The sequence below is a fragment of the Rhodococcus sp. NPDC080181 genome, assembly GCF_040702225.1.
In the GTDB taxonomy this organism is placed as follows: domain Bacteria; phylum Actinomycetota; class Actinomycetes; order Mycobacteriales; family Mycobacteriaceae; genus Rhodococcoides; species Rhodococcoides fascians.
In genome coordinates this window covers 61043-79330 of sequence record NZ_JBFBKN010000001.1, presented here as the reverse complement: position 1 = coordinate 79330, position 18288 = coordinate 61043, and the positions used below count along the sequence as shown (strand labels likewise).

General features: G+C 64.4%; 22 protein-coding genes. 18 read left to right on the top strand and 4 right to left on the bottom strand.

The window, feature by feature from the left end:
* Nucleotides 1–8 precede the first annotated feature (8 nt).
* The 3 genes from AB0O58_RS00385 to AB0O58_RS00375 all read left to right on the top strand — a co-directional run bounded on the left by AB0O58_RS00385 (nucleotide 9) and on the right by AB0O58_RS00375 (nucleotide 2340).
* Nucleotides 9–464 (top strand): 6,7-dimethyl-8-ribityllumazine synthase, encoded by a 456-nt coding sequence (locus AB0O58_RS00385; RefSeq protein ID WP_032375463.1) that lies wholly within the window; start codon nucleotides 9–11, stop codon nucleotides 462–464.
* Nucleotides 465–477: 13 nt separating this feature from the next.
* Nucleotides 478–855, top strand: coding sequence for a DUF4440 domain-containing protein (locus AB0O58_RS00380; RefSeq protein ID WP_366237713.1), 378 nt, complete (start codon nucleotides 478–480; stop codon nucleotides 853–855).
* Nucleotides 856–972: 117 nt separating this feature from the next.
* Nucleotides 973–2340, top strand: coding sequence for a DUF222 domain-containing protein (locus AB0O58_RS00375; protein WP_366237712.1), 1368 nt, complete (start codon nucleotides 973–975; stop codon nucleotides 2338–2340).
* A 107-nt stretch (nucleotides 2341–2447) separates the two neighbouring features.
* On the opposite strand, the gene dapD is transcribed toward AB0O58_RS00375, so the two are convergent.
* Nucleotides 2448–3401: a 2,3,4,5-tetrahydropyridine-2,6-dicarboxylate N-succinyltransferase gene (gene dapD / locus AB0O58_RS00370; protein WP_027498065.1), complete on the bottom strand. Its 954-nt coding sequence runs from the start codon at nucleotides 3399–3401 to the stop codon at nucleotides 2448–2450.
* A 204-nt stretch (nucleotides 3402–3605) separates the two neighbouring features.
* Between dapD and AB0O58_RS00365 the strand changes: the two genes are divergently transcribed.
* The 6 genes from AB0O58_RS00365 to AB0O58_RS00340 all read left to right on the top strand — a co-directional run bounded on the left by AB0O58_RS00365 (nucleotide 3606) and on the right by AB0O58_RS00340 (nucleotide 9043).
* Entirely contained in the window at nucleotides 3606–3749 is a 144-nt protein-coding gene (locus AB0O58_RS00365) for a hypothetical protein (protein WP_155289653.1), read from the top strand.
* 69 nt (nucleotides 3750–3818) lie between these two features.
* On the top strand, nucleotides 3819–4739 hold the full coding sequence (locus tag AB0O58_RS00360) for a hypothetical protein (protein WP_366237711.1): 921 nt from the start codon (nucleotides 3819–3821) through the stop codon (nucleotides 4737–4739).
* Between the two features lie 10 nt (nucleotides 4740–4749).
* Complete coding sequence (gene dapE / locus AB0O58_RS00355) at nucleotides 4750–5835, top strand: succinyl-diaminopimelate desuccinylase (RefSeq protein ID WP_032365377.1); 1086 nt, start codon at nucleotides 4750–4752, stop codon at nucleotides 5833–5835.
* A 10-nt stretch (nucleotides 5836–5845) separates the two neighbouring features.
* Nucleotides 5846–6616: a TIGR00730 family Rossman fold protein gene (locus AB0O58_RS00350; RefSeq protein WP_051365252.1), complete on the top strand. Its 771-nt coding sequence runs from the start codon at nucleotides 5846–5848 to the stop codon at nucleotides 6614–6616.
* Nucleotides 6613–7176, top strand: a complete 564-nt coding sequence (locus AB0O58_RS00345) for a TIGR00730 family Rossman fold protein (protein ID WP_230074810.1) — start codon at nucleotides 6613–6615, stop codon at nucleotides 7174–7176. Before AB0O58_RS00350 ends, AB0O58_RS00345 begins: the two co-directional genes overlap by 4 nt.
* 91 nt (nucleotides 7177–7267) lie before the next feature.
* Nucleotides 7268–9043, top strand: a complete 1776-nt coding sequence (locus tag AB0O58_RS00340) for a long-chain-acyl-CoA synthetase (RefSeq protein WP_032400861.1) — start codon at nucleotides 7268–7270, stop codon at nucleotides 9041–9043.
* On the opposite strand, the gene AB0O58_RS00335 is transcribed toward AB0O58_RS00340, so the two are convergent.
* The gene (locus AB0O58_RS00335) at nucleotides 9033–9677 is read right to left on the bottom strand and encodes a TetR/AcrR family transcriptional regulator (RefSeq protein WP_051365251.1); all 645 of its coding nucleotides are present in this window, start codon (nucleotides 9675–9677) and stop codon (nucleotides 9033–9035) included. The genes AB0O58_RS00340 and AB0O58_RS00335 overlap by 11 nt on opposite strands.
* Nucleotides 9678–9731: 54 nt before the next feature.
* Between AB0O58_RS00335 and AB0O58_RS00330 the strand changes: the two genes are divergently transcribed.
* The 7 genes from AB0O58_RS00330 to AB0O58_RS00300 all read left to right on the top strand — a co-directional run bounded on the left by AB0O58_RS00330 (nucleotide 9732) and on the right by AB0O58_RS00300 (nucleotide 14311).
* Nucleotides 9732–10169: an ester cyclase gene (locus AB0O58_RS00330; protein WP_366237710.1), complete on the top strand. Its 438-nt coding sequence runs from the start codon at nucleotides 9732–9734 to the stop codon at nucleotides 10167–10169.
* Nucleotides 10166–11026 (top strand): dihydropteroate synthase, encoded by an 861-nt coding sequence (gene folP, locus AB0O58_RS00325; RefSeq protein WP_032375486.1) that lies wholly within the window; start codon nucleotides 10166–10168, stop codon nucleotides 11024–11026. Before AB0O58_RS00330 ends, folP begins: the two co-directional genes overlap by 4 nt.
* Nucleotides 11023–11952, top strand: a complete 930-nt coding sequence (locus tag AB0O58_RS00320) for a glucosyl-3-phosphoglycerate synthase (protein WP_032386312.1) — start codon at nucleotides 11023–11025, stop codon at nucleotides 11950–11952. Before folP ends, AB0O58_RS00320 begins: the two co-directional genes overlap by 4 nt.
* Before the next feature lie 55 nt (nucleotides 11953–12007).
* On the top strand, nucleotides 12008–12421 hold the full coding sequence (locus tag AB0O58_RS00315) for a DivIVA domain-containing protein (RefSeq protein ID WP_052055088.1): 414 nt from the start codon (nucleotides 12008–12010) through the stop codon (nucleotides 12419–12421).
* 26 nt (nucleotides 12422–12447) lie between these two features.
* Nucleotides 12448–13026 (top strand): DNA-3-methyladenine glycosylase I, encoded by a 579-nt coding sequence (locus AB0O58_RS00310; RefSeq protein WP_205913228.1) that lies wholly within the window; start codon nucleotides 12448–12450, stop codon nucleotides 13024–13026.
* 96 nt (nucleotides 13027–13122) lie between these two features.
* On the top strand, nucleotides 13123–13290 hold the full coding sequence (locus tag AB0O58_RS00305) for a DUF3117 domain-containing protein (protein WP_008714277.1): 168 nt from the start codon (nucleotides 13123–13125) through the stop codon (nucleotides 13288–13290).
* A 142-nt stretch (nucleotides 13291–13432) separates the two neighbouring features.
* Nucleotides 13433–14311 carry a putative RNA methyltransferase gene (locus tag AB0O58_RS00300; RefSeq protein WP_032400860.1) on the top strand — a complete coding sequence of 293 codons (879 nt, stop codon included), beginning with the start codon at nucleotides 13433–13435 and terminating at the stop codon, nucleotides 14309–14311.
* Here AB0O58_RS00300 and glgA read toward each other — a convergent pair.
* A complete protein-coding gene (gene glgA / locus AB0O58_RS00295; RefSeq protein ID WP_027498054.1) occupies nucleotides 14281–15444 on the bottom strand; it encodes a glycogen synthase in 1164 nt (387 codons plus the stop codon). The two genes, AB0O58_RS00300 and glgA, sit on opposite strands and share 31 nt — an antisense overlap.
* A gap of 76 nt (nucleotides 15445–15520) precedes the next feature.
* Here glgA and glgC point away from each other — a divergent pair, with 76 nt between their 5' ends.
* The gene (glgC, locus tag AB0O58_RS00290; protein ID WP_027498053.1) at nucleotides 15521–16735 is read left to right on the top strand and encodes a glucose-1-phosphate adenylyltransferase; all 1215 of its coding nucleotides are present in this window, start codon (nucleotides 15521–15523) and stop codon (nucleotides 16733–16735) included.
* Between the two features lie 61 nt (nucleotides 16736–16796).
* Here the strand turns inward: glgC and AB0O58_RS00285 are convergent, their stop codons facing one another.
* Nucleotides 16797–17408, bottom strand: a complete 612-nt coding sequence (locus AB0O58_RS00285) for an O-methyltransferase (protein WP_032365496.1) — start codon at nucleotides 17406–17408, stop codon at nucleotides 16797–16799.
* 257 nt (nucleotides 17409–17665) lie between these two features.
* Here AB0O58_RS00285 and sigE point away from each other — a divergent pair, with 257 nt between their 5' ends.
* Nucleotides 17666–18274, top strand: coding sequence for an RNA polymerase sigma factor SigE (gene sigE, locus AB0O58_RS00280; RefSeq protein WP_174557314.1), 609 nt, complete (start codon nucleotides 17666–17668; stop codon nucleotides 18272–18274).
* The last annotated feature ends 14 nt before the right edge of the window (nucleotides 18275–18288 follow it).

The following is an 18288-nucleotide window of genomic DNA, read 5'->3' as shown; positions in this document are numbered from 1 at the left end:
TCGCATCCATGACCACTCCACTCGCCGGATCCATTGCCTTCGTCCATGCCACCTGGCATCTGGACATCGTCGATCGTGCGCGGGTGGGTTTCTCCGCCGAACTCGGGCAGTTGGGCCATGCCGACACCGCGGTCGACGTCTTCGAGGTGCCCGGAGCATTCGAGATCCCGCTGCACGCGCAGCGGCTCGCCAGAACCGGAAAGTATGCGGCGATCGTCGCTGCAGCGCTCGTCGTGGACGGCGGAATCTACCGACACGACTTCGTCGAAACGGCGGTGATCGACGGGCTGATGCGGGTGCAGCTCGACACCGACGTCCCCGTGTTCTCGGTGGTCCTGACTCCACATCACTTCCACGAACACGCCGATCACAACGCCTTCTTCACCGCGCACCTCGAAACCAAGGGTGCCGAGGCCGCGCGCGCCGTGGTCAAGACACTGGCTTCGCTCCGAACCATCGGCTGACGACCGGCAGCCGATGGTCGACGTGCGATCCGTGCTCGCGGAGCTCGAACGGCGTGAACCCATTTTCCACCGCCGTGAGTACGGCATCACGCGTGAAGATTTCGATCGTCTGACCGATGTCGATTTCTGGGAGGTCGGTGCGGCCGGTACCCGATACGACCGTGACGAGGTGTGGGCCGTTCTCGAAAAGCGCTATCGGGAGGACCCGTTCGGCGACCGCGATATCGACTGGGAAGCCAGTGAATTCGAGGTCCGTGAGATCGTCTCGGACACGTACCTGTTGACGTACTCGCTGCTGCAGATGGACAGACGCACCCGGCGAGCGACACTCTGGCAGCGACGGGCAGGGGAGTGGACGATTCTGTATCACCAGGGGTCCCTCGTGCAGTAGGTCATCCCTCTTAGCATGTACCACCGACAGGTTCCGGCTCGCGAATCCTTATGCACAGCAATAGTTTTCGATTGCACTATGGTTGCCAGTCGAACACTTGTTCGATACACTTGGTCCATGACGACGGAGATCTGGCAACTGAGCGAGAGCGAACTCCTCGCCGACGCTGCTGATGTCTCCCACAAGATCCAGTTGTTGGAGGCCCGGCGGATCGCCCTCGTCGCCGACATCGACACCCGCGTCAGCCGGGAGAAGCTCGGCTTCCCCGGACCCGCAGGGTGGCTGACCTCCACCACCCTGCTCACCCCGAGCAAAGCGAACAAGATCGTGGCCCTCGCTCGCGGGTTGAAGAACTTCCCCGACATCGCCGACGCCGTGAACACCGGCGTCATGTCCGTCGACCACGCCGCCCTGATCCTCACCTTCGCCGAAACACCCCCGAAAAACCTCCCCCAAGAGGGCCGCGATCTCGCTCGTAAAGCCATGATCACCGCAGCAACCGGGCCCGGGGCACGCACCGACAACATCCGCGAAGCGATCACCAAACTCGAGGACACCTACGGCGGCAACAAGCCACCACCGGAAGACACCGACCGCAACGAACTCTTCGCCTCGAAAACCCTCAACGGACGTCTCGTGGCGAAGATGGATTTCGATGCGATCACCGGAGAAAAGCTGCTCACCGCGCTTTCGCCGTTGACCGAACCCCGACCCGCCGCAGACGGCACCCCAGACGACCGCAGCCCCGCCAAGCGCAGAGCCGACGCCTTCGGGCACATCCTCGACCGCTACCTCGCCTCCAGTGACCGCCCCACCGAGGGCGGTGAGAAGCCGCACGTCAACCTGCACATCCGATTGCAGGACCTCCAGAGCCTGGCCGGCCAGAGCAGTGACGACATCACCGATGACGAAACCACACGCGCTACAACAGAATTCGACTCAGACCTGGTCGACCCGGTCGACATCGACACCACAGCAGAAACCAACAACGAGGCCGGTTCGGTGACTGCGGATCGTGGCGCATATCGGGACCTGTTCGGCGACGGCACCACCGTCGGCTGGCTGCCGTGGATGGGCCCGCTCTCCCGCAACACTTCCCGCCAACTCGCCTGCGATTGTCTTCTCACCGCGATCGTCATGGACGAGAACGGCAACCCGTTGAACCTCGCCCGCACCGCCCGTACCGTCACCGCGAAACAGAAACGAGCATTGACTGCCCGCGATCACGGCTGCGCGTTCCCGGGATGCGGAAAACCCGCCGCCTGGACCGAAGGCCACCACATCTGGCACTGGACCGATGGTGGCCCCACCGACATGGACAACCTCGTCCTCCTGTGTGGATTCCACCACCGACTCATCCACCACTCCGGTTGGGAAGTGTTCATCGGCACCGATCAGCACCCGTGGTTCGTGCCGCCGGCCACCGTCGACCCGTACCGACAACCGAGACCATCCCACGCCCGAGCCGGCCCCCACATCGCATAGGCCCCTCGAACGCTCCAGCCCCACACAAACACTCCAGCCCCGCACCGAGAACACGGTGCGGGGCTGGAAGAGATTGTCCGTCTGATCGATTGGAGTCGATCAGGCTCTCAGTCGTTGGCGTGCAGCGCAGCGTTCAGCTCGACGCCGGTGCCCTTCCACGGCACAACCTCGACCGCACCCGAGAGCGAGTTACGACGGAACAGGAGGTTGGACTTGCCGCTCAGCGTCGCCGCCTTCACCACAGTTCCATCCGGTCCACTGACCTTCGTTCCGGCGGTGATGTACAGCCCCGCCTCGACGACGCAGTCGTCACCGAGTGAAATGCCGAGTCCGGAGTTGGCACCGAGCAGGCAGCTCTTGCCGACGGAGATGACGTTCTTGCCGCCACCGGACAGCGTGCCCATGATCGACGCACCGCCGCCCACGTCGGAACCGTCACCCACCACGACGCCCGCGGAGATGCGTCCCTCGACCATCGAGTTACCGAGCGTGCCAGCATTGAAGTTGACGAAGCCCTCGTGCATGACCGTCGTTCCACTCGCGAGGTGCGCGCCGAGACGGACGCGGTCGGCGTCGGCGATGCGAACGCCGGTGGGAACGACGTAATCGACCAGGCGTGGGAACTTGTCCACGCCGTACACCGTCACCTGGCCGCGGGCACGTAGCTTCGCACGCACAGTCTCGAAGCCCTCGACCGCTGCGGGTCCGAAGTTGGTCCAGACGACGTTGGCGAGCAGTCCGAACAGTCCGTCGAGATTCTGACCGTGCGGCTCGACCAGGCGATGCGACAACAGATGCAGTCGTAGGTACGCGTCGTGGGCGTCGATCGGAGCATCGTCCAGAGATGCGATGTTGGTGCGCACTGCGACGACCTCGACGCCGCGCGCCTCGTCCGCACCGACCAGCGCGGCCAGCTCCGCGGGGATGTCCGATCCTTCGAGTCGAGTCGTGCCGGCCTCGAGTCCCGACCCGAGCTCCGGGCTCGGAAACCAGGTGTCGAGAACTACGCCCGACGTCGTGATGTTGGCAATACCTACTGCTGTTGCTCCCTGTGCACTCACGGCTCGAAGAATACGCGGTGGTGCGTCGTGCGTGGTTCGGTGACTGGGTGCCGCAGGTTTTCAGGTGATTTCCGGGCACACCGACCGGCGGTAGTCGCCGGTTCGGTCACGACGGCGGTTCGTTATCCGTTCGACTGACGAGCGTGACCACATCGGGATTCGCGGAGACCGGCCCGGGGCCGGTGGGCTGACAGAGTGACGACAATGACCACCCGCAGGATTTCGCTCGGAAGAGGAGCAGTGTCGATGATGGCCGACGGGATGTCGTTCACCGGGTTGGTGGCAACCTTCGCTTCGACCATCATTCTTGGAGTCGCTTTCGGCTTGGCTGTCGCCGAGGCGTGGTAAAAATGCCCATCGGCTGACAGGGGGTCGCCGTAGGCGGGGGATTCCATGAGTTCGAGCAGGTCAATAGCTATGCGTTCGATAATTTCGGTGGTCGCTGCTTCACTCCTGGCGGTGACCGGCGTAGTTGCCGGTTCCGGCACCGCCACTGCCGCACCCAACTGCGCCGGAGTCGGCGGGAAGTCGGCAGAGGTCGCGAAAATTCCGGGGGCTGCGCTGGAGGGCCTTGCCGTCGATGGGTCGGGCCGCGCGTATGTCACCGATATTGTCTCGGGCCGGGTGTACCGCATCGACGCACCTGGACAGCCCGCGTATCCCATTGCGAAGGTGCCCAGCGGCGGCGGCGGAGCTCTGGCGTGGATGCCCGACGGGACGCTCCTGGTCGGCTACGGTGCCGATCCCCGTGTATTCGTCGGAGACGTCGTCAAGGCCGCCGGCATCGTTCGACTCGACACCGACACACTTGCCGTCACTCCCTTTGCGAAGGGACTCAGTGCTGCCAATGGACTCGCCGTTGCTGCGGACGGAACCGTCTACGCCACCAACGACTTCGGTGCGCTCATCGGCCGCATCAGCCCCGACGGTTCTGTCGACCCGAGCTGGGCGCGCTTGCCGAGCGCCAACGGCGCGGTGCTCGATGCCGCTGGGAAATATCTCTACGTCTCTCGGACGTTCGTGAACGCGGGCGTCAGTCGAATCCCGATTGCGAATCCGTCGGCACCGGAAGACCTGCTCGATCTGAAGGGGCTCGATTCGTTGGCTGCCCCGGACGGTCTCACTCTCGACGCCGCCGGCCGTCCGGTGGTGCCGCTCAATGCAGGCGGTTCCGTCGTCCGCATCGATGCACCGGGGGTCACCTGCGTGATCGGTACCGGTACTCGGTTGACCAGTGTCGTCTCCTACGGTCGCTCCGAGCAGGGCTTTTCGAGCGGAAGATTGTTCGGCGCAGGCTTCGACGGCGTGGTCCGCGAGATTCCGGGGGCCAAAGCCTAGGGTTGTCGCCGTGACGCTCGATTTGCATGCCGACCCGATAGACCTCACCGCAGCGCTGGTGGACATCCCCAGCGTCAGTGAGGACGAGGCGCGTATCGCCGACGAGGTGGAGCAAGCACTCCGCGAGCAGACCACTGGCTTCGAGATCATTCGCAGCGGCAACGCCGTCCTGGCGAGAACCAACCGCGGGCTGGGTTCACGGGTGATGCTCGCCGGTCATCTCGACACCGTGCCGATTGCCGACAACGTCCCGTCGAGGCGCGAGCACGAGAGCGCCGAGGGAGACATCCTGCACGGCTGCGGGACCGTCGACATGAAGTCGGGCGATGCGGTGTTTCTTCACCTCGCCGCAACGATCGACAACCCGGCACACGACCTGACTCTGGTGTTCTACGACTGCGAGGAGATTGCTGCCTCACGCAACGGTCTCGGTCGCATCGAGCGTGAGCTACCCGAATGGCTGAACGCCGATGTCGCGATTCTGGGCGAACCGTCCGGAGGGTTCATCGAAGCCGGTTGCCAAGGGACACTGCGTGTTCGGCTGACGGCGTCGGGAACCCGAGCGCACAGTGCCCGGTCCTGGCTGGGCGACAACGCTATTCACAAGTTCGGCGCGGTGCTCAATCGCCTGGCGGCCTACCACGCTCGCAGTGTCGATATCGATGGATGTGTGTATCGCGAAGGGCTGCAAGCTGTTCGGATCGCCGGCGGGGTGGCGGGCAACGTCGTCCCCGATGCCGCCGAGCTCGACGTCAATTTCCGCTTCGCGCCGGACCGCAGCGTCGACGAGGCCGTCGAGCATGTTCGTGAGGTGGTCGACGGACTCGATCTCGGGTTCGAGGTGACCGACTCGTCACCGGGTGCGCTGCCCGGGCTGAACCAGCCCGCTGCCGCTGCCCTCATCGAGGCAGCGGGAGGACAGTTCCGGGCCAAGTACGGCTGGACCGACGTCTCCCGGTTCTCCGCCCTCGGCATACCCGCGGTCAACTACGGACCGGGCGATCCCAACCTCGCCCACAAGCGCGACGAGCGCGTCCCGGTCGAACAGATCACCCACGTCACACAGGTTCTACGGAGCTACCTCTCCGCCGGATAGCCTGAACGCCATGAACAGCGTCGAGGGTCCCAGTGGTTTCGAACAGATCGGCAGCGAAAAGCCTGCCAAACACAAGGGATCCGTCGTACTTCGCCGCGGTCGAAACACCGAGACGTCCACGTCGGACCAACGATTGCTCGACGAACGCGGATCCGGCAATTGGATCCACTCGGACACCTGGCGCGTGCTGCGCATTCAGAGCGAATTCGTCGAAGGCTTCGGTGCTCTGGCCGAGGTGCCGCGAGCGGTGACGGTGTTCGGTTCGGCGCGCACACCCGTCGACCATCCCGAATACGAGCGGGCGCGTGAACTCGGAGCTGCTCTGGCACGCGAAGGCTTCGCCGTGATCACCGGCGGCGGTCCCGGTGTGATGGAGGGCGCGAACCGCGGCGCGAGCGAGGCCGACGGGTACTCCATCGGACTGGGCATCGAGCTGCCGTTCGAGCAGGGCCTCAACGACTGGGTCGATCTCGGTGTCAATTTTCGATACTTCTTCGTACGCAAGACCATGTTCGTCAAGTACTCCCAAGCGTTCGTGTGCCTGCCCGGAGGCTTCGGTACTCTCGACGAACTCTTCGAGGCGCTCACACTCGTGCAGACCGCGAAGGTCACACGATTCCCGATCGTGTTGCTGGGCAAGGACTTCTGGTCGGGATTGCTCGACTGGATCAAGACCACTCTCGTGAAAGAAGGCAAGGTGTCCGAGAAGGACCTCGACCTCATCCATTGCACCGACAGCGTCGACGAGGCCGTCCGCATCGTCCGGGAGGCCCAGCAGTGAGCGTGCAGCCGGTCGGCGTTTCGGGGATCAGCGTGTGTGTCTACTGCGCATCGGGACCGGTCGACGCGTCGTTCATCGATCTGGCGCGTGAGGTCGGTACCGAGATCGGTCGACGTGGTTGGCAGCTGGTATCGGGCGGCGGCAACGTCTCGATGATGGGCGCGGTGGCCGCGGCGACACGCGCAGCCGGAGGCAACACCGTCGGTGTCATCCCGAAAGCGCTCGTGCACCGCGAGGTCGCCGACGTCGATGCCGACGAGTTGATCGTCACCGACACGATGCGTGAGCGGAAGAAGATCATGGAGGACCGAGCCGACGCGTTCATCACGTTGCCCGGCGGCATCGGAACGCTCGAAGAACTGTTCGAGACGTGGACGGCCGGCTATTTGGGCATGCACAGCAAGCCGATGGTGATGCTCGATCCGTTCGGGCACTTCGACGGCCTGATGCAGTGGATCGACGGTCTGAGCTCCACCGGGTTCGTGCAGCAACGAGCCCTCGACGCGCTCGTGCGCACCACTTCTGTCGACGAGGCCCTGGACGTGTGCGGCGCGTTGTGAAAGTTCACCAACCGAGCCCGCCTGACGAAGTGCTGGAAGTTGTTACTCTCTAGTAGGGTTAGTTATCTCACATCGTCTCAAAGGGGAGCTCATGGCTGTCGATGCCCGTCAGAAAATCGGAGTGACCGACCTCGCGGTCGCGTTGCCGAAAATGGTGACGGAGGTGCCGAGCCTGCTCAAGGGGCTGGCGGGCTTCACCCGCAAGCCCGACCACAAGGTCTCCATCGGACTGATTTTCCAGGACGCGGCAGCCAAGAACAGCACTCGACCGTTCGTCCGTTTCGAGGGTGAGTCGATCTCCTACAAGGACGCGAACGCGCTGGTCAATCAGTACGCCGCAGTGTTCACCGACCGGGGTGTCGTACGCGGCGACGTCGTCGGTGTGCTGAGCAAGAACCGCCCCGAGGCGCTGTTCGCGGCGCTGGCTGCCGTGAAGCTCGGTGCCACCGCAGGCATGCTCAACTACAACCAGCGCGGCGACGTGCTCGAGCACAGCCTCGGAATTCTCGAAGCGAAGGTGCTGGTCCTCGACGAGAACGCGCAGGAAGCGCTGGATTCTCTGGACAGCGAGCCCAAGGTCGGGTCGGTGTTGCCGCTGAAGGAGCTCGGCGAGCTGGCCGCGAAGGCGTCGACGGCCAACCCGTCGGTCACCGCGGAGATCCAGGCCAAGGAGAAGGCGTTCTACATCTTCACCTCGGGAACGACGGGCATGCCCAAGGCCAGCCTGATGAGCCACTTCCGTTGGCTCAAGTCGATGTCGGGCCTGGGCAACATGGGCGTGCGACTGCGCGGCGACGACGTCATCTACTGCTGCCTTCCGCTTTATCACAACAACGCGCTGACGGTGACGCTGTCCTCGGTGCTCGCCGGCGGCGCGACGATGGCCATCGGTAAGCAGTTCTCGGTGAGCAACTTCTGGGAAGACATTCGCGTCAACAAGGCCACGGCGTTCACCTACATCGGTGAGCTCTGCCGGTACCTGCTCACGCAGCCGAAGAAGGATTCCGACCGGGACAACTCGGTCAAGCTGATCGTCGGCAACGGACTGCGACCGGAGATCTGGGAGGAGTTCACCGAGCGATTCGGTATCTCCCGCGTCGCGGAGTTCTACGGTGCCAGCGAATGCAACATCGCCTTCATCAACGCACTGAACATGAAGAAGACTGCCGGAATCTGCCCGTTGCCGTATGCCGTGGTGCAGTACGACGAAGAGTCGGGCAAGGCCAAGCGCGGCCACGACGGCAAGCTCCGCAAGGTCGGCAACGGTGAAGTGGGCCTGCTGCTGTCCAAGATCACCGACCGGGCTCCGTTCGACGGGTATTCCGACGACAAGGCCACCGAGAAGAAGATGGTGCGCGACGGGTTCAAGGACGGTGACGCGTGGTTCGACACCGGCGACCTCGTTCGCAAGCAGGGCTGGATGCACGTCGCCTTCGTCGACCGGCTCGGAGACACGTTCCGGTGGAAGGGCGAGAACGTCGCCACGACCCAGGTCGAGGGTGCACTCGGTAGCCACCCGGCAGTGGACGGGGCCGTCGTCTACGGCGTCGATATCGAGGGTGCCGACGGCAAGGCCGGTATGGCTGCGGTGACACTGCGCGACGGTGAGTCCTTCGACGGTAAGTCGTTCGCCGAGCACCTCTACGGCAAGCTGCCGACCTACGCGGTGCCGCTGTTCGTACGCATCGTCGACAGCCTCGAGCAAACCTCGACGTTCAAGAGCCAGAAGGTCGCTCTACGCAAGCTGGGGTTCCAGGAAGACGGTGACAGCGAACTCCACGTGCTGCGCGGCAAGTCCGGTGGCTACGAGAAGTTCTACGACGGCTACGTCGACGAGGTTGCCGCCGGCAAGGCCCCTATGGGGTAACCAGCAAGCTCGAGGCGAGGGTGGCCTCGAGCCATCGTGCGTAGCGGTCGGTCGTCCAGCCCGACCGCTCGCACAACATTCGGTGCATTTCGGGGCTGGTCAGGGCCCAGATGGTGGTTCCTGCCGTTTCGAGGTCAACGGCCAGATCTCCACGTGCCCCGATCCACTCGGCGATCTGCATCATCGCCGATCTGCGTTGTCGGTCCTGGATATCGCGTCGTAGTGCTGCGATGTCCTCGTCGACGGCAGCCGCGCTGAGCAAGATGTCGTCGACCGCTCTGATTCGCGCGACCTGTTCGGCGATTCCTGACGCGAACATGCGGAGCTGCGTGCGTTGATCGAGTTCGTCGCGCACGGCCGATGCTGATGAGCGCTGCATGATCGGCGTCGGGTCGGTGTCTCCGCCGATGTCCAGATCCACCATTTCTCTGAGCAGCGTGCGCTTGTTCTTGAAGACGTGGAAGACGGTGTCCGCCGAGACACCTGCCGCGGCGGCGATCGACGGGACCGAGGTTGTGCCGTATCCGTGGGCGAGGAAGAGTCCGCGCGCGGCCTCGATGATGCGGAGTCGGGTGCCTTCGGCCTGCTGTTGCCGCACGGCGGAGTTGTAGGTCCTCTTGACGTTTTCGGTCATCGGGTCGAGTATATGCATATTGATCCGAGTGTCACTTGAACGAATCGGAGCGTCATGGATATCCAACAGGCGAAAGATCGAGTGGGACGGGTCTTCGAGGACGGATTCGGGCGGGGTGATCTCTCGACGGTGGATGCAGCACTCGCGCCGAGCGCTGTCGACCGGCACGCTTTCGGACAGGACGAACCGGATATGGCGGCACACCTCAAAGGCGCGATCGCGATGTTCCGTTCTGCGATGCCGGACCTGCGCGTGACGATCGGTGATCTCTTCGGGGAAGGAGACCGCATCGCCGCGCGGGTCGAGATGGAGGGAACCCACACGGGCTCGCCTCTGTTCGGCGTGCCATCCTCGGGGCTGCCCGTTGCGCTCGAACAGTTCCACGTCATCGAGCTCGACGCCGACGGACGTGGTGCCCGGCACTGGGCGAATGTGCGTGCCGACACCATCGCGCTCGGGCACCTCCGCCGAAATGCCACTATGGATGAATGAGCACTCTGTGCGGTAAGCCGGTCGCCGACGATCGAGCTCTGGTCATGGCGATCGTCAATCGCACCCCCGACTCGTTCTACGACGGGGGCGCGAATTTCTCCGACGATGCAGCGATGGCGTCCGTGCACAGGGCTGTTGCCGAGGGTGCCGACATGGTCGATATCGGCGGCGTCAAAGCAGGCCCCGGTGATCTCGTCGACGCGGCGGAGGAGATCCGCCGCGTCGTGCCGTTCGTCGAAGCGATCCGGGGTGCGTATCCGGATCTGCTGATCAGTGTCGATACCTGGCGTAGCGAGGTTGCTCGCCTGGCCTGCGGTGTGGGAGCCGATCTGATCAACGACACCTGGGCCGGAGCCGATCCCGAGTTGGTGCGCGTCGCCGCTGCCGAGGGAGTCGGGATCGTCTGCTCGCACACCGGCGGTGCCGTTCCGCGGACCCGTCCGCACCGGGTTCGGTACACCGACGTCGTGGCCGATGTGGTCGCGGAAGTCACCGCAGCTGCCGACAATGCCGTCGCGGAGGGGGTGAAGAAAGATTCGATTCTGATCGATCCGACCCACGATTTCGGGAAAAACACCTATCACGGGCTCGAGTTGTTGCGTCGCGTGGACGTTCTTGTAAACACCGGGTGGCCTGTGCTCATGGCGCTGAGCAACAAGGACTTCGTAGGCGAGACTCTAGGGGTAGAGCTCGCCGACCGGTTGGAGGGAACATTGGCAGCGACAGCATTGGCCGCAGCAGGCGGAGCCCGGATGTTCCGGGTGCACGAGGTTGCGTCGACCAGAAGAGTCGTCGACATGGTGGCAGCGATCCAGGGACGACGAACCCCGGCGCGGACGGTCAGGGGGCTGGCATGACACTGGCCGATCGAACGGACGTGACCCGAATGTGGTCCGAGACCAACAGCTGGGACACCCCCGAATGGACCATCGCCGAGCTCGAGGCCGCCAAGGCGGGCCGCACGGTGTCCGTGGTGCTTCCGGCGCTGAACGAGGAACAGACGGTGGCTGCCGTCATCGACACCATCCACCCGTTGCTCGGTGGCCTCGTCGACGAACTGATCGTGCTCGACTCGGGCTCGACCGACGAGACGGCAGTGCGCGCGAAAGCGGCCGGTGCCCGTGTCATCAGTCGAGAGGAGGCAGTACCGGGGCTCGATCCGGTACCGGGCAAGGGCGAGGTGCTGTGGCGATCGGTCGCGGCGTCGACGGGTGATCTCATCGCCTTCGTCGATTCCGATCTGATCAATCCCGACCCCGCGTTCGTGCCGAAACTGCTGGGACCACTGCTGATGGGCGACGGCATTCATCTCGTCAAGGGTTACTACCGACGTCCACTTCGCGTCAGTGGCACCGAGGACGCCAACGGCGGTGGACGCGTCACCGAGTTGGTGGCTCGACCCTTGCTCGCGGCGCTGCGCCCGGAGTTGACCGGCGTGATTCAGCCGCTGGGCGGGGAGTACGCGGGCACTCGTGAGTTGTTGTCGGCGGTGCCCTTCGCGCCCGGTTACGGGGTGGAGATCGGCCTGCTTCTCGACACGTACGACCGGCTCGGTCTGCAGGCCATCGGACAGGTGAACCTGGGAGTGCGAAAGCATCGCAATCGGCCGCTGGTCGAACTCGGGGCGATGAGTCGGCAGATCGTCGGAACGATGCTCAACCGGTGCGGCATGGTCGATTCCGGTGCCGGACTGATGCAGTTCCGCGTGGCAGGGGATTCGTTCGAGCCGTTCTCGACCGAAGTGTCGTTGGCCGATCGACCGGCGATGAACTCGCTGATCTGACCGACCACCAGGTGCGTCCGGCCGACGTGTCGGACAGCCGTGACAAGATCGTGGCATGTTGACGCTGTTGATCTACATCATCGTCATTGCAGTCGTCGCTGCGGCGTTGTTCTTCATCGCCGCAGCGGTGTTCGGTCGCGGTGAAGAGCTGGGGCCGTTGCCCGAGGGAACCACCGCAACAGTGCTGCCGGCCGAAGGAGTCACTGGTGCCGATGTGCGCGCGTTGAAGTTCCAGCAGACGTTGCGGGGTTACAAGCCCAGCGAAGTCGACTGGGCTCTCGAGCGCCTGGGCGGCGAGATAGACATGCTGCGGTCACGGCTGTCCGCGGCGCAGGAGTCAGGTTCTCGATCCCCGCTGTCGGGGCAGCCCGGCAGTGCGGGCTTCACGGATAGTTCTGGCCTCACCGACAGTGCCGGCCTCACGGATAGTTCGGGCGTCACAGGCACGGTCGAGTCGGACGAACGGTGAGCGCAGTCGCGGGGCCGGACGGCAAGCTGCGCTGCCCGTGGGGTGCCACCGACGACGAGCTGTATCGCACCTATCACGACACGGAGTGGGGGCAGCCGCTGCACGGCCGCAATGAGCTCTACGAGCGCCTGTGTCTGGAAGCGTTTCAGTCGGGCCTGGCGTGGATCACGATCCTGCGCAAGCGGGAAAGCTTCCGCACTGCTTTCGCCGGATTCGATCCCGACGCAGTGGCCCGCTTCGACGACGCCGATGTGGAGCGATTGATGAGCGACGCGTCGATCGTGCGGAATCGGCTCAAGATCGAGGCGGCGGTGAGCAACGCTCGCGCGATCGTCGACCTCGACGACACCGATCTCGACACTCTGCTGTGGTCTTTCGCGCCGGAGCCCAGGTCACAGCGGCTCACGGAGTTCACCGACGTGCCCGCGTCGACACCCGAATCGACGGCGTTGGCCAAAGAGCTCAAACGCCGCGGGCTACGGTTCGTCGGTCCGACTACCGCCTACGCATTGATGCAGGCCACCGGAATGGTCGACGATCACCTGTCGAGGTGTTGGGTGCAGGTCACGAATACCGACTCAGGTTCCCCCCATCGACGGCGATAGGGAAGAATGGCACAGGACACTCCGTCGCCCCGCGACGAATTTATCTTTTAGGCCGAGGCGCCGAGCAGGTGGGCGCAGATCTGGAGGGAGCAGAGGATGGCGGCGATGAAGCCCCGGACCGGGGACGGTCCCCTCGAAGCAACCAAAGAGGGACGAGGAATCGTCATGCGTGTCCCGCTCGAGGGGGGCGGCCGTTTGGTCGTCGAATTGACCCCCGACGAGGCCGCGGCACTCGGTGACGAACTGAAGGGCGTCACCGGCTGATCGCCACGTCGATCGATCATCGCTCAGCCCCGCTCGCCGCACCGGCCAGCGGGGCTTTGTGTTGTCATCAGCGGTGTTGTGATCGGCAGGTCGTTTCCGGGGGAGTGCCGGAGAATCTGTCTCGATGTGAAAGAGGTGCTCGATGCTGACCGACGTCGTCGATCTGCTGGTCTGCCCACAGTGCCGCGTCCGTGAGGTCGAGTCGGGCCTGGGTCTCGGTGAGACCGATCGAAGTCTGTGGTGCGATCGTGGTCATTCGTTCGACGTGGCTCGGCAGGGGTACGTCAGCCTGTTGACAGGCGACGGCGGCAAGTTCGCCGGTGATTCGGCCGAGATGGTCACAGCCCGTGAGAAGTTCCTCGGTGGCGGTCATTTCGAGCCCATCGCGGCGGCGGTGTCGGCGGCTGTTCCGCCCGAGTCGGACGTGGTCCTCGATGTCGGGGTCGGCACCGGGTATTACCTCGCAGGTGTCCTGGACGCGCGTCCGGCCGCGCTGGGGGTCGGGGTGGACGTGTCCAAGTTCGCGGCGCGCCGAGCCGCGCGGTCGCATCCGCGGCTCGGGTGCGTCGTCGCGGACATCTGGAGCGGGCTACCGATTCGGGCGGGTGCCGTGTCTGCGGTGACGTGTGTGTTCTCGCCGCGCAACGCCGGTGAACTGCATCGAGTTCTCGGCGACGACGGCACGTTGGTGGTCGTCACGCCGACGTCGCGGCATCAGCGAGAACTGCGCGGGCCGCTGGGGCTGATCGGCGTCGAAGAGGACAAGACCCGTCGGCTCGGTGAGTCGTTGTCGGGTCTCTTCGAGTCGGTGGCCGAGACCCCGCTCGAGTACTCGATGATGCTCTCGCACAACGACATCGAGGAACTCATCGGTATGGGGCCGTCGATTCGGCACGGTGACCCCCACGCGCGGTCCGCGGCGTTGAAGGATTTGCCCGACACCGTCCCGGTCACCGCGTCGGTGACGGTGTCGACCTACCGAAAGATCTCTCAGCCCCGACGCGCCAGCGCGTCGTTGTAGACGGCGAGGGTCTGTTTCGCGATCGACGCCCACGAGAATTCGGCAACGGCCCGCTCGCGGCCGGCCTTGCCCATCGCCGTCGCCAGTGCGGGGTCGAGAGCGACCTCGTTGACGGTGTCGGCGAGGGTTCGCTCGAAGACGTCGGGCTCGTACGAGTTGTAGTGCACCAGCCGTCCCGTGCGGCCGTCGTCGACGACCTCGGGGATGCCGCCGACGTCCGACGCCACGACCGCGGTCTCGCAGGCCATCGCCTCGAGGTTGACGATGCCGAGTGGCTCGTACACCGATGGGCAGACAAATACTGCTGCGGCGGAAAGGATCTGGCGAATCTTGTCGGTGGGGAGCATGTCCTTGACCCAGAAGACCCCGCTGCGTTGCTCGGCCAATAACGCCACTGCGCGTTCGGTTTCTGCGGCGATCTCCGGAGTGTCGGGCGCGCCCGCGCACAGGACGAGCTGAATCGACGGATCGAAATGGTGCGCCGCGGCGATGAGGTGACCCACGCCCTTCTGCCGAGTGATGCGGCCGACGAACGCGACGATCGGCTTGCTGGGATCCACCCCGATCTCGTCGAGAGTCGACGTGCCGTGATCTGCGTACCACCGCTCGGTGTCGATCCCGTTGCGCACCACGTGGACTCGACTCGGGTCGAGGCGCGGATAAGCGTCGAGCACGTCCTTGGCCATGCCCTCGCTGACGGCGATGACGGCGTCGGCGTATTCCACCGCGTTCTTTTCCGACCACGACGAGATCCGGTAACCGCCGCCCAGCTGCTCGGCCTTCCACGGCCGCCGGGGCTCGAGCGAGTGCGCGGTGAGAATGTGCGGTACGCCGTACAGTTCGGCCGCGAGGTGGCCGGCGAGCCCGGTGTACCAGGTGTGCGAATGCACCACGTCCGCTCCGGCGGCCGCGTTGGCCATCCGCAGCTCCGCTGACAACGTCGTCAGTGCTGCGTTGGCTCCGGCGAGTGCAGGATCGGGATCGTGCACCTGTGCGGTGTCGCGCGGAGCTCCCATGCAGTGGATGTCCACCTCGCACAGCGACTTCAGCTGCGCAGTCAACTCCGTGACATGAACTCCTGCGCCACCGTAGATCTCCGGCGGGTATTCCTTGGTCATCATCGCTACTCGCACGTGAACGAACCTACATTCCCCGGCAGTTGTGCGTGTACTGGTAGCAAGGTTCTCTCGGTGCGGATAGGTTGGGTGGGTGAGGACACAACCGCACGTACTAGGGATTGTGCTTGCCGGCGGAGAGGGTAAGCGCCTTTACCCGATGACCGCGGACCGAGCCAAGCCAGCCGTTCCCTTCGGGGGCGCCTACCGACTCATCGACTTCGTGCTGAGCAATCTCGTGAATGCCGGTTACCTCCGGCTCTGCGTGCTGACTCAGTACAAGTCCCATTCCCTGGACCGCCACATCTCGCAGACGTGGCGACTGTCCGGTTTCGCCGGGGAGTACATCACTCCGGTCCCGGCACAGCAGCGTCTCGGCCCCCGGTGGTACACCGGCAGCGCCGACGCCATCTTCCAGTCGCTGAACCTGGTGTACGACGAGGACCCGGAGTACATCGTCGTCTTCGGTGCAGACCACGTGTACCGAATGGATCCGGAGCAGATGGTGCAGCAGCACATCGACTCCGGCGCGGGTGTCACCGTCGCGGGTATCCGGGTTCCGCGTAGCGAGGCATTCGCGTTCGGCTGCATCGACTCGGACGAGAACGGCAAGATCACCCAGTTCCTGGAGAAGCCGGCGCAGCCGCCCGGTACCCCCGACGACCCGGACGTCACGTATGCGTCGATGGGCAACTACGTGTTCACCACCAAGGTGCTCGTCGATGCCATCAAGGCGGACTCCGAGAATTCCGACTCCGACCACGACATGGGCGGCGACATCATCCCGGCGCTCGTCGAAGCAGGCGTGGCCTCGGTCTACGACTTCAACGACAACGTCGTTCCCGGTGCCACCGAACGCGATCGCGGTTACTGGCGAGACGTCGGCACCATCGACGCTTTCTACGACGCCCACATGGACCTCGTGTCGGTGCATCCCATCTTCAATCTCTACAACCGCCGCTGGCCCATCCGCGGATCGGCCGAGAATCTGCCGCCCGCCAAGTTCGTCCAGGGCGGCCTCGCTCAGGAATCCGTCGTCGGTGCCGGCTGCATTCTCAGTGCCGCCACCGTCCGAAACTCGGTACTGAGCTCGAACGTCATGATCGACAGCGGCGCGACCGTCGAAGGCAGCGTCCTGATGCCCGGAGTCCGGATCGGCAAGGGTGCCGTCGTTCGGCACGCGATCCTGGACAAGAACGTGGTCGTCGGTGACGGCGAAATCGTCGGAGTCGATCTCGAACGCGACCGGGAACGCTTCAACGTCAGTGCCGGGGGAGTCGTCTCCGTCGGTAAGGGCGTCTGGATCTAGAGCAGAGCCTGCGGCATGTGAGTGGAAGTTCGTAGCGTGCTACGGATTTCCACTCACATGGTCATGCGCGCGACGCGCAGATCAACCCGTCGCCCAGAGGGAGCAGCACCGTCGTCAGGCGCTCGTCCTCGGCGATGGCACGCGCAGCCGATCGAACGGCCACCGCAGTTGCGTCTCGTTGAGTCGGATCGGCAACCCGTCCACCCAGCAATGCGTTGTGCAGCACCAGAACTCCGCCGGGGCGTAGCAACCGCACACTCTCGGCGACGAAGTGCGGATGGTCCGCGGGGCTGGCGTCGATGAACACCAGATCGTAGGTGTCGTCGGCCAATCGGGGGAGCACGTCCAACGCCCAGCCGTTGATCAGCCGAGTGCGGGACGGCGCAATTCCTCCTGCCCGGAATGCTTCTCGCGCTGCCCGCTGGTGTTCGGGCTCGGTGTCGATGGTGGTCAGTACACCGTCCGCTCGCATCCCGTCGAGCAACCACAGGCCGCTGATTCCCGCGCCCGTTCCGATTTCGACGACCGTCTTCGCGCCGAGCATCTGAGTGAAGATGCTCAGGATGGCACCGACGGACGGCGGCACCGGAGCGGCACCGAGGTCGACGGCTCGCTCTCTGGCTGCGATCAGAACCTCGTCCTCCTGAGCGGAGTCTTCGGCATAAGCGAGCATCTTCTCGGCGTTGGTCGGCACGTCCCGAGGTTATCGTGCCCGGGGCTCGATCTCACGCACACATTCTCAGGTGGGCCTCAGGTGATTCATACCGGACCCACACGCGGGTCGGTCAGGCTATGGAGGAATCGCAGGTCCGTGTCGATTGCGAAGTGTGAGCTGGAACATCCGAGGGTAGTCGTCGGTTGCATCAGAAGGACGTACGCAGTCCTGAGCAGGAGGATCCAACTATTTACAAGATCAACGGCGATCGCGACATCGCTCGTCTACCCGAGTCCGTGCCCACCCCCGACGACCTCAGCGGCACCGCAGTGTTCGATGCGACCGGCGAGAACTCCACCATGCCGTCCTGGGACGAGCTCGTTCGCGAACACGGCGACCGCGTCTACCGACTCGCGTACCGCCTCTCCGGCAATGCCCAGGACGCCGAGGACCTGACTCAGGACACCTTCATCCGCGTGTTCCGCTCCCTGTCGAACTACCAGCCGGGAACGTTCGAGGGCTGGCTGCACCGCATCACGACCAACCTGTTCCTCGACATGGTTCGTCGCCGCAGCCGTATCCGCATGGAAGCACTGCCCGAGGACTACGACCGCGTTCCGTCGGACCGGCCCAACCCCGAGCAGATCTACCACGACGCTCGCCTCGACCCGGATCTGCAGTCTGCGCTCGATTCGCTGGCACCCGAGTTTCGCGCCGCAATCGTGTTGTGCGACATCGAAGGACTGTCGTACGAAGAGATCGGTGCGACACTGGGCGTCAAGCTCGGAACGGTTCGTAGTCGCATTCACCGTGGCCGTCACGCGCTACGGGAGTACCTTCGAGTGCACGGGAAGGTCGACTCGGGTCACGCAAGTGTCCACTAGCTACGAGGAGGGTT